This window comes from Helicobacter ailurogastricus, from assembly GCF_001282945.1.
In the GTDB taxonomy this organism is placed as follows: domain Bacteria; phylum Campylobacterota; class Campylobacteria; order Campylobacterales; family Helicobacteraceae; genus Helicobacter; species Helicobacter ailurogastricus.
In genome coordinates this window covers 257,301-281,502 of sequence record NZ_CDMG01000004.1, presented here as the reverse complement: position 1 = coordinate 281,502, position 24,202 = coordinate 257,301, and the positions used below count along the sequence as shown (strand labels likewise).

Genomic DNA, 24,202 nt, shown 5'->3' with positions numbered 1-24,202 from the left:
CCCCCCCCCCCCCCCCGATTTCCAAACAAAATAGTTTGTGAAAATATTTAAGGCGTGTGCTTCCTCTGGGGTTAGCATAGTGTCCTCCAATCCTGTTACTTTTAGATACGCTTGAAGTTCCCTCAAGCGCTCCGCTTGAAGTTCCCTTATAAATACCTCTATCACTTCAAAAGCGATTTCCCCATTCTTGGCAAAGGGCAAAAGGATTTTCTCTTGGCTGACCTTAGCCCAGCCGGATTTGTTGTTCCAGTTAAACTTAGCCAAGACCTTATTTAGGCACACGACCAAAAACAAATATTGCAAGCGGTTTAGCTCTTTGCCCTTAAATTTTAGGGCGTAACAATCTTGCAAAAGCGCAAATTCTCTAGGTTGGTAAAAGGCGGGCGCATCGCCATTAGCCCCCACAGAAATCATATTTTCCAGCACCAAAGCCCCCTCTTTTGGCATATAACAGGCGATGCCGTTGTTTTGCGTGGTGCAAGTGATGGCGGGGATATACCCCTGGCGTGGGCTTGTGGGTAAAAGCCGTTTTTGGTGGCTGTGTTTGGCAGGCTTAAACACCTCAAAAATCTCCCCTAATTGCACCCCACGCCACTCTAGGGCACACAAAGCTTGCCAGCTTTTTAGGCGTGGGTTAGGGGCTTTCCCTCTGTGCCTTTGAGCACTAAGGACACTTCATAGGCTAAAAACTCCGCCACACTCCCGCTAAAATCGCCCAGCTTGGGCGTGGTGTCTATCTTTTGGTGTTGGGCATAGGTCCAGTCCTTGCCGTCTAAATTGATTTTATCCTTAATGCAATGATCTTTATAAAACTTAGGTTCTCCATTATGCGCCACAAGTTCGATCAGTTCGGCGTAACGCTCTTTAGCGTGGTCGGTGTCGCGTAAATTCGTGCTCGCCCGCGCCTTTTTGCGCGCCGCGCGGGTGTAGCCATCATTGCTAAAATCTATGAAAAGCACATTGTCATTAGGGTTGTGGGCTTTCCCCACCTCAAAAACATAGATCGCCGTTTGCACGCTAGATTTACCCACGAACAAATCTAGGGGCATTTTAATGCTCGCCACTAGGCTGCTGTGCTCTAAAATCTTTTTGGTGTAAATGTCGCCATTGCCGCTTCCGGCATTTTCTTGGATGATCACCACCGCGCGCCCCTTCTCCATCCTCTCTAATGCCCGCTCCACAAAAATAAAGCCCTTGCCCTTTGCGCTGTAGGGGGGGTTGAGTAAAAACACATTGGCCTTAAAAGGTTCGTCCTTAAGATCGCCTTGTTCGTAGTAGATAGGCTTTTTAGCTTCAAAATCCTCTAGGCTATCCTTGTGTAAAAAATTTGCACTCCCATCGCCTAGCAAGAGCATATTTAAAATCCCCATTAAGAAAATATCAATGTGTTTCTCAATGCCTAGCAGTTGTTCGTTTTTAATCTTAAGGATCTTCTCCTCCCTAGCTTTAGGGTCGGCGATCTTGTCCTCGCAATCTTTAATCATTTTATTCATGCTAGAGATCAAAAACGCCCCTGATCCGGCGGCATAATCCCACACGAAGGAATCTTTATTGACTTGGGCTAACTCCACCATTAAATCCACCACCTCACGGGGGGTTAAAACGACATCGTTTTTCTTGTTGTCGGGGACATTAAGCCACTTGGTGAGCACATTAAAGAGCCTGCCCGCAATGTCTGCCGTGCTGGTGAGCTTTTTAACCAAAGGATAAACCCCCTCTAAAAACCGCCCATAAATCTTTTTCAAGGGGCTTTCGGCGGTGTTGGCGGTGGTGTAGCTGTTTAAAGACCACAACTTGGAATGGATAAAAATGGTCTCGAGTTCATTAAGGATTAGCTCGTTTTTTTCTGGGGGCAATTTTTTGGCGTTTAAAAAGGCTTTGATTTTTTTAATGAACTCATGCCCATCGTGGGTATCCTTGTCTTGTTCGCTTTTTAAATCCTCTAAGCCCAAAGCCCCCACTCCGGGGCGATCCTGCATCGCCGCCACGCCTGTAGCTGCCATAATCATCCCTACAAGCAGGGGTACCCGCTTATTTTCCTCAAGGTCTAAAATGTCATCACGCAAGAACTGGTTAAGCTTGTTGAGTTGTGCCTCTGTTTCGCTCTCTAAGTCCTCAATGGCTTTGTTGCGTTCTGCCTCGCTTAAGGTGAGCTCATTTAAGGTTTTTTCTAACTTTTCTAAATCCGCCAAAATCCCCAAATCACTAAATTCCCCGATCCTTTGAGGCACGGCTAGGTGCTTGGTGTTGAGGTAGTAAAGGGCGTATTCTTTGTAAAGCTTGCCTTCATTCTCATAGCCATTGATCCCTATGGCGATCGCCTCGTTGTAGCTATAGCTATAATCTAAAATCGCGTTGGCGTAGTGCAACGCCCCATTGAGGGCGTAATTTTTAATGGCGTTAGTGCTTAAATCTGGGCTGTGATCCTTGCCAAACTTGGCTAAACGCCCCTTAAGCCCCTTGACCTCAATCATCACGGGCAATTTGCGTGCGCTGGGCGTGCTTAAAAGCAATTTGAGATCGGGGTAATTCTTGCCACTCCCCCCGCTCTTTGAAGGGGCTTGTTCTAACGCCCTTTGGGTTTCCTCATTGATGGGGGCAGTTTTGGCGTAGTAGGCAATGTTAAGGGCTTCTAGTTCTTTTTTGATTCCGTATTCTATAGTTTCTTCTTGGCTGGGCACGTTTCTCCTTTATAAAAGGGGACATTATAGGGGATTTAAACAAAGAAAGATTTTAAAACAGCCCCAAAAGCGCAGGGGCTAGCCAAGCTTGAAAGCTTGGCAACAAAGGCTAAACCAATTTGGGTTTGACCCCACCCTCGTATTTGATCTCTAGCTCTTCGACTCGTTTTTCTAGCTGGGCGATTTTGACCACATGGCGGTTTGGCATCACCACTAGGGGGATGTCTTTAAGCTTGCCTTTAATGCGCTTGGGTCCGTGGTGATCCCACACGGTGGCGATCAACTCGTCAGGGTTTTCCTCACCCCAAGAGCCGTAATAATAAAGGTCTTTGGGCGGTTCGTCCTTGACATGTTTTTTAACAAACTCATCGTAGGGCAAGCCTCTTTTGAGGCGGGCTTTGCGCTCATTGGCGCGCAACTTGGCGGTGGCCTCTACATCCACCACAAAAGTCTCCTTATCCCACACGACTTTATAAATTTCAGAGGCGACATGTTCAGAGATGCGCCCAATTTGCAAATCCTCCATGACCATCTCAGGGTCGCGCTCAAGCACATCCCCATAACCACCCCCACAGCCTTGGGCAATCATATACAACTCGCCCTCTTGGGAGCGGTCAAATTGCAAGCCCATGTGGTAAGTGGTATAAACCCCGCCCTTAAAGGGGCGTTCATTCATCACGCGCTCCATCGAGAGATCAAACTCTTCAGGGTTCTTTTTGATGATCTCAAAGATGTTGATCCCCTTGACCATCGCTAGGGGGTAAGTCGCACACCCATAACCCCCAAAGAGCCCGGGAACGCTGGAAAACTTCGCCCCAGAGGTAACGGTCATAAAGCCCCATTCAGGGGTGTTGCGGGCGGCCACAATCATCTCATAGCCCATCCCTCCGCGGTACTTGCCAAAGCCTTGGTTATCGCGCACCACGCGCTTACTCACCAACTGCAAAAAAGGCACTTCTTCTTCCATCACCTCTTGTTCGCCAATGTCTGCCATCGCACAGAAAAGCGGGGCGACCGCGTCCTCGCCATCTCTAAAGGCTTTTGCCCCCCCGCCCATGCCATTCAAATCCGCGCAGAGATTGCCCACCTGTTCGCCATGTTGGGTTTCCCCGCCCCATAAAAAGTCGTTGATCTGGTTAAACCAAGGGGCTAGGACATTGGCGTACTTGGTGTGCATGGAGAATTGCAATTTAGCATAAGCGATTTGCAACGCGCTAAACGCCCTAAAAGAAGCTTGCAAGTTTTGCCCATTGGGCGCGTCATAAGAACAATCCCCCCAAGTGCCTTCATCAGAAATGATCTCAATGGGAGAGAGCGCGCCCGTGGAGCGGGGCAAGTCGGGCCACCAGTGGTTTAAGATCGCTTGGGCAAAGAACGCCTTAGTGGAGGCTAGAGGAGAGTTGATGGCGCGGTTGATGATCTCTTTGCCCGAGCCTCTTAAATCCACGGTCATGTGATCGCCCTTAACCGTAATCTTGCAAGCAAATTTGATGAGAATGTTCTCTTTGAGGGTAGAGTCGACAAATTGCTCGACTGTAACCATGCCATCGGGCATGGCAGCGATGCGCCGGCGCACTTCATTTTCCACATCCTCCACAGTCATGCGGATTGCCCCTACGAAAGCGTCAATTCCGTATTCATCGATCATGCGATCCACAATGTCCATGACTCGGCGCACCGCCCCCATTTTGACTTTAATGTCGGCGAGCATGAGTTTTGGATCGCGTGTGGAGTGCTGTAAAAAAGTGAGCAAGTCGCGGCGCAACTTGCCCCGCTCTACAATTTTCATGGGACTCCCACGCAGGCCATCGTCAAAGGGCGTTTCTGAGCCTGAAGGCATCCCACCGGGCTCACACGCCCCGTTTTCTCCCTCGTGAATGGTCGCGCCCACCCAAGCGATGATTTCCCCATTGCGAATCACGGGAGTGAGCATGGACTGGTCCGTGTTGTGCACGCACCCAAAGCGCGCGTCATTGTGGAAAAAGCCATCGCCCTCGTGGATGCCCACGGTTGGTTCGTCTTTCCAATACTTCATGATGTAGCGGATAGGGTGGTGCAAGACGGCGGCAAAGGCGATCACCCCGCGATTAGACATGTAGCACACATCCCCACTGGAGGTATAGACCGCTACGGACAAGTCCGCCCATTTTGCCCCAGGCGCTGCCCCCATGCTCTCGCACATTTCAAAGGCTTCATCTAACGAGCCACTAAGGCGGCGGCGAATCCTATCATATAAAAGCGGATCGCCCCCTTTTTTAAGCACCTCTTCTTCTAGGGGGGTGCGCTTTGCAATGGAGTGGTGGCGCATGATTTTTGGATCAGGGCCTAAAAAGAGGGTGGTTTCATTCATAAAATCATCCACCCAAGCCTGCTCTTCAGCGCTGAGTACCTTTTTATCACTCCCTTTCTCGTGGGAGTGGTGGTTGTGGGCGTGGGGGTGGTTGTGGGCGTGGACATGAGTCCCTTTATTGTTGTTTGGCATGGGGTTCTCCTTATTTTGCATTGACATTGTCTTTGAGCAACCAAACCGCCCCTTGTGGGGTGGGCTCGATACGCCAGTTCTTTTCGACCAAATAAGTCGTGCTTTTTGTGGTGACGATGGCGGGACCATAGATCACATAGTCGGCTGTGAGCACGCTCTCATCGTAAATAGGGGTGTCGATGGGGTCTTTCTCATCGACATAATGGACTTTGCGCGCACTTTTGGCTGGGGGGGTGGTGCGCTTGTGGTCGGTGTAGAGCTCCTTAAAATGCACCACATCGGTATCGATAAAGGTTGCCACCCGGACAGTTTGCACGCGCACGCCCGCCTCTGGGGCCTCTACGCCCTTGCCATAGCGTTTGGCATAGACATCTGAGAAAGTGCGGATAGCGCGCAACACATCGCCCACATGGTTAAAGCGGTTGATGTCAAGCACCACAGAGGTGGTAACCCGTTGGTTGCCATAGCGCATGTCCATCTCCAAGCGGTGTTGCACGCCTGAAATGTCGTAACCTTGCCGTTTTAAATCCTCCTTGCCTTTGCGCTCGAGCTCTTCAATGTATTCGTTCATGCGCTCATACTCGTCAAAGAGTTTGCGCTCAATGGGCTCGTAAAGCACGATGTAACCGCTGCGCTCGTGGATGTGTAAAGGCTTCATATTGCCCGCCCCAAGAGCCGAAAAGACGGAGGCGAAGGGAGGGAAAAGAATCTTATTGATGCCCGCATGGTAGGCGATCCCACAGGCATGCAAGGGCCCATTGCCCCCATAGGCAACCATGGTAAATTCATCCACATTGCCCCCATTTTTGCGCAGCTCCATTTCAATCCCAATCGCCATTTGCTCATCCACCGTGCGCTTAATCACTTTGGCCACTTCGATCACATCTAGATCGAGATGATCGCAAAGTTTGTCTTCGATCACAAATTTAGAGCGTTTTGGGTTGAGCTTGATCACCCCATTGGCGTAGTTGTCCGGGTCTAAATAGCCTAGCAGAAGGTCTGCATCGGTTACTGTGGGGTTAAGCCCACCCCGATCGTAGCAAGCAGGCCCGGGATCAGAGCCCGCACTTTCTGGGCCCACTTTGACGGCTTGGTGGATGCGATCGTAAGTGGCAATCGACCCGCCCCCAGCACCCAAAGTGTTTAAGTGAATCATAGGCAGAGTAACCAGCCAGCGACAAATCACGGGTTGGAAGTCGTAGTGCTTGACCCCCCCTTTGGGTAAAATGCCTATGTCAAAGGAAGTCCCGCCCATGTCCATACACACCACATTGCCAATGTCTGTAGCTTCTGAAAGGTGCTGAGACGCGCTCACCCCGCTTACAGGCCCGGAGTGGATGGTTTGCAGGCTGTCTGTGGAGTTGCTTTGTGCCATCCCTCCGCTATTGTGGATGACGAGCATGGGCTTGCCATACCCGCTATCGCGCAAGTTAGAGCTTAATTGTCCCAAAGCGTGGAACATGATTTCATATAAAAAGGCATCGATGATGGTGGTGTTGGCGCGCACATATTCGCCCTTGCGCCCCGAGACCTGCGAGCTTAAAATCACCGGGATTGCGCCTAGCTCATGCGCGGGGTATTCTTCTAAAATGGTTTCTAGAACCAGTTGCTCGTGGCTAGGGTTTTCAGTGGCATTGGTGAGCGCGACCACGATCGCTTGCGCCCCATTATCCACCAAATCGCGCACCTGCTTACGCACATCTTCTTTTTGCAAAGGCACGAGGATTTCGCCCACGCTATCCACCCGCTCTTTGACGGATCGCACCATGCGCCTAGGCACTATTGGATCAGGGCGTTGGGCATTGGGCATATTGCCCTGCTCGGTAACATCTAGCCCCTCGCCATAACCCTTACCACGAGATAGGTGAATGGTGTCCTCAAAGCCGTGCGTTACAATGGCCCCAACTCTAGGGCCCTTGCCCTCAATCAAGGCGTTCGTGCCCAAAGTGGTGGCGTAGCGCACACTATCGACTTCTTTTAGCACTTGCTCCCTTGTTAAGCCCGCGATCTTACAGGCGTTGTCTAAAGCGGCGTTAAAGCCCAAAGAGAGGTTATGGTGGGTGGTCAAGGATTTGGATTCAATGTACTTGCCATCCCACGCAAAGAAGCAGTCTGTGAAAGTCCCGCCAATATCTACTGAAATGCGTTTCATGCAACCTCCTTATTTTTTGTCAAACTTGGCGCGCAAGTCTGCTTGGGCGTTTTCGCCCGGGCCATAGTGGATCGAAGTTTCAGGGTCCTCGCCAATTTCTTTCCACCGCCTCTTTAAGTCGTCAATGTCCCAAAGCATGTCGATGGTGGGCGGGTAGTTGGGTGGGACATATTCGGTTTCAATTTGAGTCCCGCAAGTGGGGCAGTAGTACTCGTAAATGCGACAGAATTTGGGGTCGGGCGAAAAGGTGTACTGGTAGCGTTTGGGGTCTAAAATGGGAGGGTGAATCTCCTCCGGGTTGCGATCGTAAATCAGCGTGCCCTTTTTGTAGGTGTCTCTGGCATCCCCAAAGTCATGCCCACACACACGGCACAGCCACCGCTCGCTGTTTAAGTCGATCATTAAGTATTCGGTCATTGGAACGCGCATGCTTTCTCCTTATGCTTTCAGGTCTTCTAAAATCAAATCGCCGTTGTCTGTTACGGCCAAACTCCACCCCTCAGGCACCCTTGCAGTGAAAAAAGGACCCTCTACAATAGCGGGTCCCTCCATGTAAGCCCCCATCTCTTGCTTTTCTAGCACCAACACCAACTCTTGGTGTGTGCCGTTTAAGCCAACCACCTCCCTTGCCCCGCTAATTTTTGGCTCAATCTTGTGTTTAGGCAAGCTGGCACGCAAGTTAGGGTGAGAGAGTTCGTAGCGTATATGGTAGGCCAAAATGCGTTTTTGGTCTTTGTTGGTTTGGGCGGTGTCCTCTAGGCTTGTAGTGTAGTCTTCCGAGCCATCGGCGTTTTCCACAATGACTTTCCACTCACCCTTGCACTCCTCAAAGTTATAGCCTTCTTGGAACATGTGTCTTTTGGCCCGCTCTTTCATGTGGGCTTTGATTTTCTCAATTTCTCCCCTGTCTAAATCCGTGATGTCGCGCTCGAAAGTCTGCGCCACATCCGAAAAGCTGATCCCATAGGCAGAGAAAACCGCCGCAAGCTTAGGTACAATCACCCGCTTAATGCCGGCCTTTTTAGCGGCTAAACACGCGCTCATAGGGCCTCCACCTCCAAAGGCGGCCAAGACCGTGTCTTTTTGCACCTGATCTTTTAAACATGCGGCGAGCCTATCAGCATAGGCTTCCTCCATTTTAAACAAAGCCTCTTCAAATTTGAGTCCCAAGGGTTGGGCGATTTTTTCTTTGATGGCTTGGATCGCGCGCTCTTTGTCGAGCTTTTGTTGCCCGTTTAAATAGGTGTCTGGATCGATGATCCCTAGAGCCACATTGACATCTGTGATCGTGGCCTCCTTGCCCCCAAAGCCAAAGCAAGCCGGACCGGGAGCTGCCCCCACGCTATCAGGGCCCACTAAAATCTCGCCCTTGTCGTTCAGTCTAAAAATGGACCCCCCGCCCACACCAAAGGATTTCACATCACTAAGCTCAAAGGAGATTTGCACTCCCTCGATGTGTCCGCGCCTCTCCGTCTTGATCTTGTGCGCCTCCACTTCGCCCACATCTGAGGTTGTCCCCCCCACATCGACCATGAGGACATGGTTAAAACCATAGGCTTTGGCTAAGGCTTTTGTCCCCTCAATGCCCCCCCTAGGCCCTGAAGAGTAGGTTTTTAAAGCCACAGATTTAGCCACCCGTGAAGATGCCCCATCGTTGCGGTAGATCAAGAGCGGGTTTTTCACTTTGTGGGCGCGCAAGCGGTGCTCGGCGGAGTATAAAAAGCGCTCCATCGTGGGGTGTAAAAAGCTGTTTAAGAGGGCCGACCAAATGCGCCGAGTGCGGCTTGTGTCGTTGGTAAATTCCCAAGAGAAAAGCACGGGCACAGAGCCTAGCAGGTGTCTTGGGAACTGCAATAAAAAGGTGTGTTTAAAGGCTTTTTCATCGTTTTTGTCTTCAATGGCGACCACAAGCCTTTCAGACCCCTGATTGGTTAGGGTATTCACGGCGTTGGCTAAATCCGCCTCGAAGTTTTCGCCCCCCAAGTGCTCCACCACAAAGATCCGATTGCCCACTAGGCTTTTAAATAATTCTTTTTGGTTTGTGGTTTGCGTGAGTTTATCCACCATAGCGGCGTTGTTGGTGATGAGCCCTAGCTTGGGGCCTTTGCGCTCCACTAAAGCGTTGGTGCCTTGCGTGGAAGAGTAGCGGATCAAATCCGTGCTGTGCAAAAGTTTGACAAACCCATCGGGGCCAAAAATTTCCTCGCTCGCCTTTGTGATGCCCTTGAAAAAACACTCAGAGAGATCCACGGGGGTGGTTAGGGTCTTGGTGTAGCGCACCTCTGAGCCTTGCACCACACAAATATCTGTGAGAGTCCCGCCGTTGTCTAGGTTGATTAAATATTTCATGCCGATCCTTTCAAATTTTAAAGTTGCCGATGCCCAACACCTGACCTATACGCTTTCTTTGGTACACCTCCTTTAAGGCAAGGGTGGGTTAGAAACACCCGGTGCCAGCTCTAGGGGGACAAACTTGCCTTTTTGGATAGCAAACACGCCTAAATTTGTGATGACCTTAGACACGCATTTAGGCCCTGTCAAAGGCAAAGAGCATTCTTTAACCAGCTTGCAATTGCCCTTTTTATCTGTGTGTTGCATCAGCACGATGACCTTTTTCGCGCTCGCCACCAAGTCCATCGCCCCTCCCATGCCCTTGACCAATTTGCCCGGCACCATCCAACTGGCTAGGTCCCCTTGCGCGGAAACCTCCATGGCCCCTAAAATCGTTAAGTCGATGTGTCGGCCTCTAATCATGGCAAAGCTCTCTGCCGAGCTAAAATAGCTCGCGCCCAAACTCTGTGTGATGGTCTGCTTACCTGCATTGATTAAATCCGCATCCACCTGTTCTTTTGTGGGAAAGGGGCCCATGCCAAGCAGGCCATTTTCACTTTGCAACATCACCTGAATGTTCTTAGGGATGTAGTCGGCTACTAAAGTGGGGATGCCAATGCCCAAATTGATCGAATAGCCGTCCTTAATGTCCTCTACCGCCTTTTGCGCCATCTGCTCCCTGCTCCAACCGCTCTCCATTCATTCCCCTTTTTTCAGTGTGAGCTGTTCGATGCGTTTTTCAAACTGCCCTTTAAAAATGCGATCCACATACACGCCAGAGACATGGATAAAATTAGGATCTAGTGCGCCCAGCTCTACAATCTCTTCGACCTCAACCACCGTAACTCTGGCCGCCTTTGCCATCATTGGGTTAAAGTTCATGGCGGTTTTGTTGAAAACTAAATTACCGTAGGTGTCTGCCTTTTGCGCCTTGATGAAAGCAAAGTCCGCTTTAAGGGCCCTCTCTAAAATGTAGGTGCGCCCATCAAAATCCTTATGCTCCTTGCCCTCAGCGACAATGGTGCCCACTCCTGTGGGTGTGTAAAAGCCGGGGATGCCCGCCCCCCCGGCCCTAATGCGTTCAGCTAAGGTGCCCTGTGGGTTGAACTCCACCTCCACCTCGCCGGCTAGGAATTGTTGCTCAAAAGTGGCGTTCTCCCCAACATAGCTGGCAATCATCTTTTTAATCTGTTTGTTTTTCACCAACAACCCCAAGCCAAAATCATCCACACCGGGGTTATTTGAAATGCAAGTGATGTTTTTCACTCCGCTTTGGCTCAGGGCCAAAATGGAATTCTCAGGGATTCCACACAGCCCAAAGCCCCCAAACATGATGGTCATGCCATCTTGCACGCCTGCGATCGCCTCTTGGATTGTGCTGACTACTTTATCCACAGCCAAACCTACAACCGCTCGATTAAAATTGCCAAAGCCTCGCCTCCACCCACACACAAACACGCCACACCTAGGTGTTTGTCATGTGTGTGCAACGCATGCACCAAAGTTGTTAAAATCCTAGCGCCACTCGCCCCGATGGGATGGCCCAAAGCAATCGCCCCTCCATGCACATTCACCTGACTATCTTTCAAGCCCAAATCCTTTTGGGTTAAAGCCCCCACAACGGCAAAAGCCTCGCTGATCTCGTATAAATCGATGTCCCCGGGCTGTTTGTTGTTGTTCTTTAAAAGTTTTCTAATGGCTGGGGCTGGGGCGGTGGTGAAAAGGTGGGGATCGTGGCTAAAAGAAGCGTAATCGATGATTTTAGCTAGCGCCCTTGTATGGGTGTCCTTAGACATGTCAGCCGCACCCAAGACGAGCATGCTTGCCCCATCGCTGATTTTACTGGCATTAAAAGCGGTGATGGTCCCCTCGGGATCGAAAGCGGGTTTGAGCTTTAAGCCTTTATCAAAATCCACCCGTGTGGGCTCCTCATCTACACTCACCACAGTTTCTCCCGTGCGCCCTCGCATAGACACGCTCACAATTTCATGTTTAAAGGCGTGGTTTTCAATGGCCTTTAGGGCTTTTTCATAGCTGTTTTTAGCAAAAGCATCCTGTTCTGCTCGGCTTAAGTGGTTTAATTTGGCGCAACTTTCGGCAAAGTCGCCCATCCGTGCTTTCTTGTAGGCATCTTGCAGGCCGTCTTTGAGCATGCTATCTTCTAGGATGGTGTCGCCCATTTTAAAGCCCGCCCGACTTTTCATCAACAAATGCGGGGCAAGACTCATGTTCTCCATGCCCCCCACTAACGACACCCGACTACGCCCAAGCGCAATTTCATTAGCCCCCAACATCACAGCCCTCAAGCCCGATCCGCAAGCTTCATTAACCAACCAACAAGCCACAGACTTAGGCAAATTCGCATTCAAAGCAACTTGTCTAGCCGGGGCCTGCTTTAACCCGCTACTTAGCACATTCCCCACAATGCAAGTATCTACCAAACTCATGTCAAACCCGCTGGCTTTTAGAGCTTCTACGCTTGTTAAGCTCCCCAGTTTGGTGGCCGCTACACTAGATAGAGTTCCTTTAAAAGACCCAATGGGGGTGCGCTTGGCGCTGTAAATATGGACTGCATGCATTTTTGCTCCTCGTGTTAGATTGGAGGCATTGTTACATAGAAAAAGTAGGTGTTTTGCAAACAAAAGGGAGGATGGGGCCTAAAAAAGGCCTAGAGATTTACATTTAGTAACAGGTCGGCCGGTCAAGACTTGGGTTTGTACCTCTGTGCCACAGCGTGGCAAGCCTGCATGATGGCCCCGCGCACGCCCTTTTCCTCTAGGACACTAAGGCCCTCAATGGTGGCTCCAGCGGGGGTACAAATAGATTGGCTGATCTCTTGGGGAGATTGTTTGGCAAGCAACGCGCCAAAACCTTTAAAACTTTGCTCCACAAGCTCTCTAGCTTGGGCGCGAGGCAGGCCCGCGCGCACCCCCGAATCGATCAAACCCTGCGCAAAAAGGCTTAAGAAAGCTAGGCTACTGCCATTGGTGACCATGGATGCGTCTATCAACTCTTCTTTATCCACTTGCACGGCTGTGCCAAAGCTGGCTAATAAGTCTATCAGCTCTTTAGGGGCTTGCTTTGGGCTGTAAAAAGTCGTGGCAGAAAGCCCTAAAAAAGCGGCGACATTGGGCATGAAGCGCACAAAAATGGGGGCTTGTAAGCGGGCTTGTAAAAGCTCGATAGACACGCCTGCCAATGCGCTTAAAACGGCTGTGGCCTGCCCTGTGTAGCTAAACTGCCCTAGGGCATGGGGTTTTAAGGTTAAAAAGACAACGCTGTCTGTAATGTCTATACTCTCACAGGGTTTAAGACTGATAAACTCTAAGCCCTCTTGTTTTAAAAAGGGGGCGATTTTAGCGGGATCTTTGCCGACTATGCTGACAGATTGCCCGGATAACACGCCCCGCATGCCCCTTAAAATCGCTTTGGTGATTTGGCCATAACCGATGAATAAGATTTTATCTTTCATGGACGGGCCTCTTTTCTTGGTAAAAACTAGAGATTTTCTCAGATATTTTATAGTTGGGGTATTTGGCGCTGTCTAAAATGACCTGCGCCATGAGTTGGTGATCGAAGTTAAAGACTAAGGGGGCTAAAAAATTGATGGTGGATTCTTTAAGGGGGCTTTGGATCACCATGATATTGGCAATCAAAATATTTTGGGCTTGGTCTAGGTCTAAAAGAGTTTGTAAAGCCATAGGGATTTCAAACTCATAAGAGCGCAGGGCAAAAGGATTTACTAAAGTGAAAGTCGGGGTGGGCGCATCGGCGTTGCGCAAACGCATAAACACCTCATCGATCTTTTCTAAGTCCATCGCAACGACTTCTTCAAACCCCAAAATGGGGGATTTTACACTAAAAAGCATTCAAACCCTTGAATTTGTGTCACTAAATCGAGGATTTTACTACAACTGCCCCAAAAAATCAATCCGATTAAGCTAGGGTTTTTGGTATAATGGTGATTTTAGCTTATTTTGGCTTTAATAAGGAAGAGGATGCGTGTATTTTTATTCTCGGCTGTGGTTTTGGCCCTATTTTTTGGATGCACTAAGAAGACAAAAGAGTCCATTTACAACCGCCCGGCGATCTTTTGGTATCAAGGGATTTTGCGCGAGATTTTGTTTTTAAACTTGGAGACGGCGGACAATTACTATTCCTCTTTGCAAAGCGAGCACATCAATTCTCCCCTAGTGCCAGATGCCATGATCGCACTGGGTCAAGCCCATTTGAAAAAGAAAGAATTTGTTTTGGCAGAATACTACTTTGATGAGTATATTAAGCGTTTTGGCAACCAAGATAACATCGATTATTTGAAGTTCATGAAGTTGCAAGCCCGCTACTACGCCTTTAAAAACCACAGCAAGGACCAAGAGTTCATGTCTAACACCATAGGCATGTTAAACGACTTTGTGGATAAATACCCCAACAGCCGGTTTTTAAACCAAGTGGAGTACATGCAAGTCAAATTCATTTTAGGGCAAAATGAGTTGAATAGGGCGATCGCCAATGTTTATAGAAAACGCCACCAAAAAGAGGGGGTGAAGCGCTATTTGGAGAGGGTAGATGAGATTTTAGAGAAAGAAACCCACCCCAAAAAATCCTACATGCCTTGGTATGTAGCTATCTTTAACTGGTAAGGGTCAAAATGACAGAAAAGTTTCCGAGTGTATTGCCTGTGATTGTGGAGGAAGAAACCTTTATGTACCCCTTCATGATCGCGCCTATTTTCATCAACAGCGAGGCAAATATTAAGGCGGCAAATAAAGCCACGCAAGAAAAAAACGACTTGATTTTTGTAAGTTGCACCAAGAGCGACTCTAATGCAGTGGGTAAGGATAAGTTTTACGATGTGGGCGTGATTGGCTCCATTGTGCGTAAAGTGGTCTTGCCTGATAACCGCATGAAAATTCTTTTTCAAGGCATTTGCAAAGGGCAGATTTTAAACATCGAATCTACCGACCCTTTGGAGGCGATGGTCGATGTCATCGTTTATAAAGAATACGACACCGATAAAATCAATGCCATCATCGATATTCTTAAAGAGAAAGTTGTCAATTTAGCCAATATCAGCCAATTTTTCCCCCCAGACTTACTAAAAGCCATTGAGGACAACAGCGATCCTAACCGCATTGTGGATTTGGTCGCCTCCGCCCTGCGCCTAAAAAAAGAGCAATCCTACACGCTCTTTGTCAGCAACGATACAGAAGAGAGGCTTTTAGGCCTGATCGATTTAGTCATGGAGGAGATCAAAACCCAAAAGCTCCAAAAAGAGATTAAAAGTAAAGTCCATAGCAAAATGGAGCAGGTCAATAAAGAATACTTCCTCAAAGAACAGCTCAAGCAAATCCAAAAGGAATTGGGCATCGACAAGCAAAGGGATGAGGAGATTCAAGAGTATTTTCAGAAGTTAAGCAGCATTGAACCCTTCATCACTAAGGAAGTGCATAAAGAGATTAAAAAACAAATCGAGCGGCTTAGTCGCATCCATCAGGACAGCTCAGATGTGGGGATTTTGCAAAATTACATTGAGTGGGTGCTAGACATCCCTTTTGGGCAATACAGCGATAAAACGCTCTCCATCAAGGAGGTGGAAAAGCAATTAGATGCCGACCATTACAGCCTAGAAAAACCCAAAGAACGCATCGTTGAATATTTTGCAACTATGGAGCTATCGCGCCTACGCAAACAAGAAAACAAAGAAACCAAGGGCACGATTTTATGCTTTTATGGCCCCCCCGGGGTGGGTAAAACGAGTCTAGCCAACTCCATCGCCAAAGCCATAGGACGGCCCCTTGTGCGAATCGCGCTAGGCGGGTTAGAAGATGTTAATGAGCTTAGGGGACATCGACGCACCTATTTAGGCTCTATGCCTGGGCGCATTGTGCAGGGCCTCATCGAGGCGAAGAAAATGGATTGCGTGATGGTGCTGGATGAAATCGATAAGGTGGATAAGAGCATGCGTGGCGATCCAGCCAGCGCGCTTTTAGAGATTTTGGACCCCGAGCAAAACACCAGCTTTAGGGATTACTACACGAACTTTAACATTGACCTATCTAAAATCATTTTCATTGCTACGGCTAACGACACAGCCACAATCCCCGCCCCCCTAAGGGATCGCATGGAGTTTATCAGCGTATCCAGCTACACTCCCCAAGAAAAAGAGCAGATCGCCACGAACTATTTGATCCCCCAAGAGCTCAAAAAGCACGCCCTTAAACCCAATGAAGTTGTTTTGACCTCCGAGGCGGTCAAACTCATCATCGAAAAATACACCAGAGAGGCGGGCGTGCGTGGCTTAAGGCGCACGATTGCCACGATCATGCGCAAATGTGCCAAAAAGATTTTGCACCACCAAGAGGAGGGCAAGAAGCGCAGCCGCAAAATCACCATCACCACAGATAATATCCCCGAGTTTTTAGACAAAATCGTGTTTGAGATCGACCCTGTGGATAAAGAGGACGCGCTAGGCATCGTCAATGGGTTGGCATGGACAAGTGTGGGCGGTGATGTGCTCAAAATCGAGTCCATTAAAATTAAGGGCAAGGGGAATTTAAAACTCACCGGCTCTTTAGGCGAAGTGATGAAGGAGTCTGCGCAAATTGCCCATTCTGTGGTGAAAACGCTCTTAGATGAGGAAGTTTTAGTCAGCAAGAAAAAAAGGTCCAAAGAAAAAGACAAAGAGAACAAAATTTACAATCTCTACGACATACACTTGCATGTGCCAGAGGGGGCCACGCCTAAAGATGGGCCCAGCGCCGGGATCACGATGGCAACCAGCATCGCCTCTATCTTGTGTGAAAAAAAGGTGCGCTCAGATGTGGCGATGACGGGCGAGCTCACCTTAAGCGGACGGGTTTTACCCATAGGCGGGCTTAAAGAAAAGCTGATCGCCAGCTTTAAAGCGGGCATCAAAACCGCGCTGATCCCAGAGAAAAACTACCAAAGGGATTTAAAGGACATCCCTAAAGAGGTGCAAGAGCACATGGAAATTAAGGCCGTGCAAACGATTGAGGATGTACTCGGCGCGGCGCTGGTGCCTTGATGCAAGTTGGCATCGTTGGGCTGGGCCTTATGGGGGGCTCTTTGGGGCTGGCTTTGCAGGAAGTGCGCCAAGAATTAGGCATTAAGCGCATTTTAGGCTGTGATAGCAACCCCCTACACGCCCAAATGGCACTCAGTTTAGGGCTTGTGGAAGAGTGCGTGGATTTACGCGCTTTGCAAGATTGCGCGGTGGTGTTTTTGGCAACCCCCCTTGATGGCATCATCCAAATCTTGCAAAGTTTTAAACCCAGTTTGCAAACCACAATCATTGAAATTGGCGGGGCAAAAGAGCAGATCATCAACGCCATTTTGCCTGCCATCCGCCCCCAAGTGGTCGCCACGCACCCCATGTGTGGGACAGAGTTTTACGGACCAAAAGCCGCACTTAAGGGACTTTATCGCCACAAGATTGTGATTTTTGTGGATTGTGAAAAGAGCGCACCCGAACATGTAGAAAGGGCTAAAGAAATCTTTAGCGCCATTGGCATGCAATTAGTCAAAATGGATGCAAAGAGCCACGATGCGCACATCGCCTTTGTAAGCCACTTGCCCCACGCCATCAGCTACGCTTTGGCGAATGTCGTTTTGTCGCAAAAGAGCCCGCAGACGATTTTATCCTTAGCCGCCGGGGGCTTTAAAGACATGAGCAGATTATCCAAAAGCTCGCCCGTGATGTGGCGCAGTGTCTTTAGCCAAAACACTGAGCAGGTGCTAAAGGCCATGGATGCGTTTTTAGAGGAAATGCACGGGGTGCGGGCCTTGCTTGAAAACCAAGAGTGGGACGCTTTGCAAAAGTGGATGGGGCGGGCCAATAAGTTGCAAGAGTTTATGTAAGGAGGTTTTATGGAGGCGCAACTGATGAAACTTGCCATTGAAACCTATAAAATCACTCTAATGATCTCTTTGCCCGTGCTGTTGGTGGGCTTGGTCGTAGGGCTTTTGGTGAGCATTTTTCAAGCCACGACCCAAATCAACGAGATGACTTTATCTTTTGTGCCTAAGATTTTAGCCGTGATCGCCGTGATCATTTTTACCATGCCATGGATGCTTAACATGCTTTTAGATTACACCACCACGCTTTTTAAGCTGATCCCCAAGGTGATTTCTTAAGGTGCGAAGAGCACCCATCCATGTCCCCCGCCTCCAAACTAAGAGACCCTACAGCATGTCAGTTATAAAGTCTAAGAAACGCTCCCATCATCTTTTTCAATTCTCGTTTGACCCCTTTTTCTATCTCTTTACCTATATCTATCTGTTGGCTCTCAAGGGTACAAACTTGGGCAGTCAATTCAACATCTTTTTGTTTTAAGCGATTAATTTCCTCATCACACTTGCGCTTGCTTAGATAGTTGGATACTGTGGATTGGGAAACTTTCACATCCTCATGTTGAGCGATTTTTGTTTCGGTCAAACCCCCATCTCTAAGTTCGTATATACGCTGTATTTTTTCATTAGGTGTTTTTCTCATTTAATGTCCTTTTATAAGAATTTTAAGGAGTTCTAGCGAATTTGCTCGCACATTCCGAATCATCGAGTGTCCTTTGTTGTAGATTCACAGCCGATAAGCTATGTTTTAAAACCTTAGCACAACTTAACTTAAACTTGCTAAAATGTGAATTTAGTCTAATTGTGGTGGTGTGTTGTGGTTGTAGACTTTTCTAAATACTCCAGTGTGAAAATCGGTGGGCTTGTGAAAGTGCAAGTGCTCGATATGTGCGCCCCCTATGCGGGCTTGCGAATGGTGGGTTTGGCCAACAATCTCTTGGTGGCCCCTGAGGCCAAAAATCTAGCCATTCTTTCCAAAAACTTTGACTGCATCACCGACTTAGGCACTTGTTTAGAAGTGGGGGCAAAGACAAACGCCCAAAAACTTTTTTCTTATTACAAAAACCATGATTTACAGGGGTTAGAATTTTTGGGAGCACTGCCGGGCAGTTTAGGCGGGCTTGTCAAAATGAACGCGGGCATGAAAGCCTATGAGATGAAAGAGGTTGTAGAGGCCTTAAATATCAATGGGGAGTGGGTGGAGGCTAAAGATTTAGGCTTTGGCTACCGCACGAGCAGCATTGAGGGCGTGGTGTTTAAAGCTCGCCTTAAAAAGCGCAAGGGTTTTAGGCAAGAAGTTTATCAAGATTGTCAGTGCATGCGATGCCACCCTAAAAAGCCCAGTTTTGGAAGTTGCTTTAAAAACCCCCCGGGGGACTTTGCAGGGCGGCTTTTAGAGGCGGTGGGGCTAAAGGGCTTTAGTTTAGGGAGGGTGGGTTTTAGCCCGTTGCATGCAAATTTCTTAATCAATCTTGGAGGGGGGCGTTTTGAGGAGGTGGTCAAACTCATTGCCCTAGCCAAAGAGCGCGTTTTCAACGCCTTTGGCATCGCTCTAGTTGAAGAGGTTTGTATATACTATTAGAGCCCATAAAGCCCAAGGTGGGCTTTTGGTTACAGCGTGTCTAACTCCTCGGGAGATAAATCTTCATAGAAGCGCTCTAGGGCAAAATCCACACCCAAATATTTGGCGATCTCTTGTGCGTCGATCAAGGCGTTTTGCAAACAGCTTGTGGCCCCGGGGGAGGGGGTCATGTTGAAAGTGAGCCCCTGATTGGTTTTGATCTTTTTCTCCCCTAAGACAAGCTTTTTCTTAGTGCGATCGAGTACTTGGGGACGCACTTCCCCAAAGCCGTGCGCATAGCGTAAATCGCTCAAAGAGAGGGAGGGGATGATTTTACGCGCGTCTTTTAAAAACTTGCGCTTGCCGATATAGGGCACCTCAAAGACCATGTTTTTAAAGACATAGTTACGGATGTCCCTTTCCACAAAGAGATCAAACACAATGCTAAAAATGTCTGTGTTGCAATCCATTTTTAACAACTCCCAGCTGATGCCCTTGAATAGGTGCTTGTTGCGCTCGAGCTTTGGCATGGCTAAAGCGGTGGGCCCTATGCGGGTGCGCCCCTTAATCACCACATCCGGGTCGCCATGCAAGGCGGCAAAGGGCAGTTTAGGATTTTGCACGGTATAAACCTTGCCCCGTAGCAAGTCAGGCACAAAATAAAAGCTCCCCGCCACAGGCAAACAGCCTAAATCTAGGCCATACCCCATTTGTTGGGCTAGGGGCAAAGCGTAAGAACCTGCATTGACTAAAATATACTTTGCATAAATCTCGTCCGTTTCATCAGAGATCAAGGCCCAATCGCCTAGCCGTTTTTCAATGCTCTCTACATGAAAATTCAAAAACACTTGGTTGTGGGGCTTGATCGCTATTGCCTCCTCCACGAAACTTTGACTAAGCATAGCGTAATTCATGGCGCACCAATTCTTTTCAAACCCGCTCCCCACGATATTCTCGGGGCGCTCTAAGCCGTGGTCTTCTAAAATCACCTGCGGCTCAATTTCTTTAACCTTCTTCTTGTCAAAAAAAGTGAGGCCGGGGTAGATTTCTTGAAACTCTTCGTGCCTTTGGGTGATGAAAGCGCATTCCACATCGCCCACACCGATCGCCATTTTTTGGCACTCAAAAATCGCCTTGTTTTGTAAGCCCTTATTTAAGGCGTAGTGGCGGACTTTATCGGCAGAAAGTTTGACTGTGCGTGCCTTTTGGGCAGTGTAGTTGGTTTCAATCGAGCCATCGTGGATTGTTTGCGAATTTGCCTTTGCACTTGAACTCACTTTAGCCAAAGCGTCTCTTCTCTCCACAATGGCGATTCTCTTTAAGTCGGTGTACTGGCTCAACACCCAAAAAGCGGCGCAACCAGACACCCCGCCCCCGATGATCGCCACATCAAATTCATGGTTCATTGTTTTCCTTTTTTTACAGAGCAGTAAAGGGCGATTTTAGCATATTTGTATATGAAAACCTTTAAGCCCTCTAAAAACCGCCGGGCAACTTAGACGCATAGCGGTATAAGTCCGACATCCCCAAAACCCTTGCTAGAAGCGAAAAAGCCGGGGGGTGCTTGGCGTGTTTGTATCCAATGTCTAAGGTCGTGATCGCCGTTTTGCCAATGTTGTAGCTGTTGTTTTTAGACACCAACACAGACCACACATTGTGCGCCACGATCGCCCTGTGGTGCTGCGCGCCCAAGTAGAGCATGATGTGCCCCTTAAGCCATAAAATCGTGGCAAAGGGGGTGGCGTGCTTAATGATGTAAGCCTCTTTTTGTCTAGGGGGCAGATGACTTAAATCGACCATGTTATGCGCGTAGCGCACTTGGGCTAAAGAATTGCGGGGCAGTAAAATCCCGAAACTGGCAAAGCTGTCCCTTGTAAAGGCCGAGCAATCCCGATTTTGTCCCGCTCCACCCCAGCCATAGGGTTGGCCTAGCATGGTGTCTATCACTTTTGCCATGCCCTGTGTGGTGAGCGGGCGGGGAAAAGAAGCGAAACTAGGGGAGTTTAGGCGAGTGGGGACAAGTTTGACGAAACCCTTAGAGTCTTTAGCGTAGGTGTAAATTTGTCTTATGCGGTGGGGGACTTTAATGAAAATCTCTCCCATGTGCGCCACAGATCCATTGTCTAAAGGGATTTTGTCCTTTGTGGGGGTGAGGTAGTGTTTAAAGTGCAAGAAAGTTTGCACCTGCTCAGAGCTAATGGCGGCGAGTTTGTCTAAGCGCACCCAGCCAAATACAAAACTACTTTGTATGTGGGCGTAAGTTTTTGCCTTGTTGTAGTGGGTGATGAGTACGGGCGTGCCTGCAAAAATCAAAGAGTTTTGCCAACGATCAAAAGGTTGCCCATCTTTGAAGTAGTAAGGCGCATCGGTGGGCACAGCCCGCACATTAGCATCGGCGATCACAATTGCTCGGAGCCTTACGCTAGGGTAGTCTGGCATGTCTAAGTCGTTTGAGATTTCTTGCAATTTATCTAGGCTATAAGGCTGTAAATCCTTATCGTAGCCCACCTGATGCAAGGTGTCTTGCATCCAAAAGACTTCGTCTAAATTATCCATCACTTGCATGCCCGTCCAAGGAGCGTACCATTGCTCTAAGTAAGACTTTTTAAGCTTGACTTTGGAGGGGACGGGCAAAGTGTGGCGGGGCAGATAGTGGCGCGCCTCTTGAGGCAAGCCTAGCAAACTCTCAGGAGTGGCGCGCAAAAGGGGCACAAAGATCAATAGGCAGAGCAAACCCTTAAGCATGCACGCTGGCTAGGAGATTTTGCACCCCTAGATCGATCAAGGCATAAACCTCTTCAAAATCCCTCTCCTCTGTATAGGTGTAGGGGTCGGGAATATCCACACCCTGCAAGCCAAAATCCCCCAATTTGCAGATATTAGGGTGCGCGATGCCTAGACTCTTTAAAGCCTCGACATTGCTACGATCCATCGCCACAATGCGATCAAACCTGCTTGCCAAATCTTGGCTAATGGGTTTGCTTCTAAAGGGGGTCAAATCGATGCCATGCCTTTTGGCTAAAGCGATGATGGGTGGGTGGGCCAGCTCGCCCTCGTGGTAGCTAGAGATGCCCGCCCCATCCACAACCAGACCCAGCCCTTGCTTTTTAATGATGTCGGCAGCAATCCCCCGTGCGAGCATCGAGCGGCAAATATTGCCCAGACACAGGAATAAAAGACTCTTCATATGCGTAAATAACTGCGGAGCAAACGCCCATACTGCGGGCTTCTTAGTTTTTTAATTGCGCTGCTTTCAATTTGGCGCACCCGCTCACGCGTCACATTGAGCTCTTTACCAATCTCCTCTAGTGTGCGATCGCTCTCATCTTCTAGCAAGCCAAAACGCATGCGAATCACGGATTTTTCTCGCTCATTGAGTTGGTCTAAAACCCCATCAATCTGTGCTTTTAAATCCTCCCTCATGATGTGATCCATAGAGCTCACGACATTGCGATCTTCTACGAAATCCCCAAATTTGCCATCATCATCGTTGCCTACGGGCGACTCTAAACTGATGGGTTCTTTGGTGATCTTAATCACATTTTTTACTTTATCTAAAGGTAGGCCCACTTCTTTAGCCACGAGGTCTAGATCCGGCTCTTTGCCATTTTCTTGCATGTGCTTGCGCATGACTTTATTGATGCGGTTAATGGTGTCGATCATGTGGATGGGGATACGGATGGTGCGGGCCTGATCGGCAATGGCGCGGCTGATGGCCTGTTTGATCCACCACGTAGCGTAAGTGGAGAATTTATAATTTTTTTCGTGCTCGAATTTATCCACCGCTTTCATCAGTCCGATATTGCCCTCTTGGATCAAGTCTAAGAAGGGCAAGCCCCTAGAAGTGTAGCGTTTAGCGATGCTCACCACAAGGCGCAGGTTGGAACGCGCCATTTTGTTTTTGGCTTTATCCGAGATGAGCTTGCCCCGCTTGATTTGGTTTAAAATCTCCTTGAGCTTTGCGGGCTCTAAATTAAAGCCATCTTCGCTCGCCTCTTTGGTTTGGAAGAGTTTTTTAATTTCCATATAAATGCTAATCATCGTGGCTTCGGGCACCATCGCGGCGATCTCCTCGCGACTCATGGTGGTGATGTTTTTTAAAATATTTCTGTGATTCTCAATCAGGCTCTCGTTAAAAAGCGAGAGTTTGTATTCCAAGCGTTTTAACTCTTTTTCAAAGCCATCCCCACTTTTGAGCGAGGTTTCCATCGCCTTGACCAGCTCACCAATGAGCTTGCTTGTGGGCCCTAGGTCGTAAAGCTTTTCTTTTAAAATGCGGCATTTATAGGCTAAGGTCAAGGCGTGTAAAAGCGGGTCCTCTTGCTCCTCTTTGGGGGTATTTAAGAATTTGAGCCAATCTTTTTTAGCCTTGATCAAAGCTTTAAAGCTCTCTAAGACCTTCTCTACCCGTTTTTTGTCTTTTTCAGAAACATTTTTTTTTATCTCTAGAGCGTCTTCTTCCTCGTTCTCCTCCATCTCGCCCTCTTCGTCTTTCTTAGGCAAGCTCCCCTCATCGTCAAAGTTTCTAAACAACTCCTTGACCCTTCTTTCGCGGTTAATCAAGGCCTCTTTGTAGTTGTAAATAAAGTCGATGAGATAGGGCACAGAGCAGATCGCGTCTAAAATGATGTTTTCGCCCAGCTTGATCTGCTTGCTTAAATGCACCTCCTCCTCTTTGCTAAGAAGAGGGATCTCGCCCATTTCGCGCAAATACATGCGCACAGGGCTATCGCTTCTGGACCACTCGGGCAATTCCTTTTCTTTAAAGTCTAGGTTCTCCTCGGGCTCCTCCTCAAGAGGCTTAGATTTTTTGCTCCCCACCTTGCGCTCAAGTGAAGATAAAGAAGTGTGGGCGTACTCTGAAGAGTGGATAAAGGTTTTGTTGTATTTGTGCGCCCACTCTTTAAGTTTTTTAAGCTGGGAAGTGCTAGGGACTTTTTGCAGAATGTCGATGATGCGCTCGTAAGAAACGCTGGGCTGACTCTCTTTAAAAAGTTGTTCCAACTCCTCTTGGGCCGAAGCTTGTTTGGTGGGGGTTTTTTGGGGTTTGGGGGCTTTGTTGTCTTTGTTTTCCATGGTGTCCTCACTTTAAACGGGTTGCAGTCTGATAAGCGCTTGGGAATTGG

21 protein-coding genes are annotated in these 24,202 nt (G+C 48.6%); 5 read left to right on the top strand and 16 right to left on the bottom strand.

What is annotated here, in order from left to right; genetic code table 11:
* The 11 genes from HAL07_RS04420 to fliW all read right to left on the bottom strand — a co-directional run.
* On the bottom strand, positions 1 to 585 hold a 585-nt coding region (locus tag HAL07_RS04420; protein WP_162200575.1), incomplete at its 3' end, for a restriction endonuclease subunit S.
* Between the two features lie 38 nt (positions 586 to 623).
* A complete protein-coding gene (locus HAL07_RS04415; protein WP_053945247.1) occupies positions 624 to 2,681 on the bottom strand; it encodes an HsdM family class I SAM-dependent methyltransferase in 2,058 nt (685 codons plus the stop codon).
* 109 nt (positions 2,682 to 2,790) lie between these two features.
* Positions 2,791 to 5,163, bottom strand: coding sequence for a hydantoinase B/oxoprolinase family protein (locus HAL07_RS04410; protein ID WP_053941626.1), 2,373 nt, complete (start codon positions 5,161 to 5,163; stop codon positions 2,791 to 2,793).
* Positions 5,164 to 5,173: 10 nt separating this feature from the next.
* Positions 5,174 to 7,315: a hydantoinase/oxoprolinase family protein gene (locus HAL07_RS04405; protein WP_053945246.1), complete on the bottom strand. Its 2,142-nt coding sequence runs from the start codon at positions 7,313 to 7,315 to the stop codon at positions 5,174 to 5,176.
* 9 nt (positions 7,316 to 7,324) lie between these two features.
* The gene (locus HAL07_RS04400) at positions 7,325 to 7,744 is read right to left on the bottom strand and encodes an acetone carboxylase subunit gamma (protein ID WP_053941622.1); all 420 of its coding nucleotides are present in this window, start codon (positions 7,742 to 7,744) and stop codon (positions 7,325 to 7,327) included.
* Between the two features lie 9 nt (positions 7,745 to 7,753).
* Positions 7,754 to 9,664, bottom strand: a complete 1,911-nt coding sequence (locus HAL07_RS04395) for a hydantoinase/oxoprolinase family protein (protein WP_053945245.1) — start codon at positions 9,662 to 9,664, stop codon at positions 7,754 to 7,756.
* A 72-nt stretch (positions 9,665 to 9,736) separates the two neighbouring features.
* Positions 9,737 to 10,345, bottom strand: a complete 609-nt coding sequence (locus HAL07_RS04390; protein ID WP_053945244.1) for a 3-oxoacid CoA-transferase subunit B — start codon at positions 10,343 to 10,345, stop codon at positions 9,737 to 9,739.
* Positions 10,346 to 11,041, bottom strand: coding sequence for a CoA transferase subunit A (locus HAL07_RS04385; protein WP_053945243.1), 696 nt, complete (start codon positions 11,039 to 11,041; stop codon positions 10,346 to 10,348).
* A gap of 8 nt (positions 11,042 to 11,049) precedes the next feature.
* Positions 11,050 to 12,225 carry a thiolase family protein gene (locus HAL07_RS04380; protein ID WP_053945242.1) on the bottom strand — a complete coding sequence of 392 codons (1,176 nt, stop codon included), beginning with the start codon at positions 12,223 to 12,225 and terminating at the stop codon, positions 11,050 to 11,052.
* 122 nt (positions 12,226 to 12,347) lie between these two features.
* A complete protein-coding gene (locus tag HAL07_RS04375) occupies positions 12,348 to 13,118 on the bottom strand; it encodes a pyrroline-5-carboxylate reductase (RefSeq protein WP_202903474.1) in 771 nt (256 codons plus the stop codon).
* A complete protein-coding gene (gene fliW, locus HAL07_RS04370; protein WP_053941330.1) occupies positions 13,108 to 13,515 on the bottom strand; it encodes a flagellar assembly protein FliW in 408 nt (135 codons plus the stop codon). Before fliW ends, HAL07_RS04375 begins: the two co-directional genes overlap by 11 nt.
* Before the next feature lie 129 nt (positions 13,516 to 13,644).
* Here fliW and bamD point away from each other — a divergent pair, with 129 nt between their 5' ends.
* Genes bamD through fliQ form a run of 4 tightly spaced genes read left to right on the top strand, consistent with a single transcriptional unit; the run spans position 13,645 to position 17,800 of the window.
* Positions 13,645 to 14,286 carry an outer membrane protein assembly factor BamD gene (gene bamD, locus HAL07_RS04365; protein WP_053941329.1) on the top strand — a complete coding sequence of 214 codons (642 nt, stop codon included), beginning with the start codon at positions 13,645 to 13,647 and terminating at the stop codon, positions 14,284 to 14,286.
* Positions 14,287 to 14,294: 8 nt separating this feature from the next.
* Positions 14,295 to 16,691 (top strand): endopeptidase La, encoded by a 2,397-nt coding sequence (lon, locus tag HAL07_RS04360; RefSeq protein WP_197271595.1) that lies wholly within the window; start codon positions 14,295 to 14,297, stop codon positions 16,689 to 16,691.
* Positions 16,691 to 17,524: a prephenate dehydrogenase gene (locus HAL07_RS04355; protein WP_053941327.1), complete on the top strand. Its 834-nt coding sequence runs from the start codon at positions 16,691 to 16,693 to the stop codon at positions 17,522 to 17,524. The genes lon and HAL07_RS04355 overlap by 1 nt, the downstream gene beginning before the upstream one ends.
* 9 nt (positions 17,525 to 17,533) lie before the next feature.
* Positions 17,534 to 17,800, top strand: a complete 267-nt coding sequence (gene fliQ / locus HAL07_RS04350; RefSeq protein ID WP_053945240.1) for a flagellar biosynthesis protein FliQ — start codon at positions 17,534 to 17,536, stop codon at positions 17,798 to 17,800.
* Positions 17,801 to 17,858: 58 nt separating this feature from the next.
* On the opposite strand, the gene HAL07_RS04345 is transcribed toward fliQ, so the two are convergent.
* Complete coding sequence (locus tag HAL07_RS04345) at positions 17,859 to 18,158, bottom strand: hypothetical protein (RefSeq protein WP_053945239.1); 300 nt, start codon at positions 18,156 to 18,158, stop codon at positions 17,859 to 17,861.
* A 174-nt stretch (positions 18,159 to 18,332) separates the two neighbouring features.
* On the opposite strand from HAL07_RS04345, the gene HAL07_RS04340 reads away from it, so the two are divergent.
* On the top strand, positions 18,333 to 19,097 hold the full coding sequence (locus HAL07_RS04340; RefSeq protein WP_082355828.1) for a UDP-N-acetylmuramate dehydrogenase: 765 nt from the start codon (positions 18,333 to 18,335) through the stop codon (positions 19,095 to 19,097).
* A gap of 29 nt (positions 19,098 to 19,126) precedes the next feature.
* On the opposite strand, the gene HAL07_RS04335 is transcribed toward HAL07_RS04340, so the two are convergent.
* The 4 genes from HAL07_RS04335 to rpoD form a co-directional block, all read right to left on the bottom strand.
* Entirely contained in the window at positions 19,127 to 20,482 is a 1,356-nt protein-coding gene (locus HAL07_RS04335) for an FAD-dependent oxidoreductase (protein ID WP_053945237.1), read from the bottom strand.
* Positions 20,483 to 20,552: 70 nt separating this feature from the next.
* Positions 20,553 to 21,788: a C40 family peptidase gene (locus HAL07_RS04330; protein WP_233702695.1), complete on the bottom strand. Its 1,236-nt coding sequence runs from the start codon at positions 21,786 to 21,788 to the stop codon at positions 20,553 to 20,555.
* A gap of 25 nt (positions 21,789 to 21,813) precedes the next feature.
* On the bottom strand, positions 21,814 to 22,218 hold the full coding sequence (locus tag HAL07_RS04325) for a low molecular weight protein-tyrosine-phosphatase (RefSeq protein ID WP_238374484.1): 405 nt from the start codon (positions 22,216 to 22,218) through the stop codon (positions 21,814 to 21,816).
* 41 nt (positions 22,219 to 22,259) lie between these two features.
* Positions 22,260 to 24,152 carry an RNA polymerase sigma factor RpoD gene (gene rpoD, locus HAL07_RS04320; RefSeq protein WP_053945234.1) on the bottom strand — a complete coding sequence of 631 codons (1,893 nt, stop codon included), beginning with the start codon at positions 24,150 to 24,152 and terminating at the stop codon, positions 22,260 to 22,262.
* Positions 24,153 to 24,202: the final 50 nt, after the last annotated feature.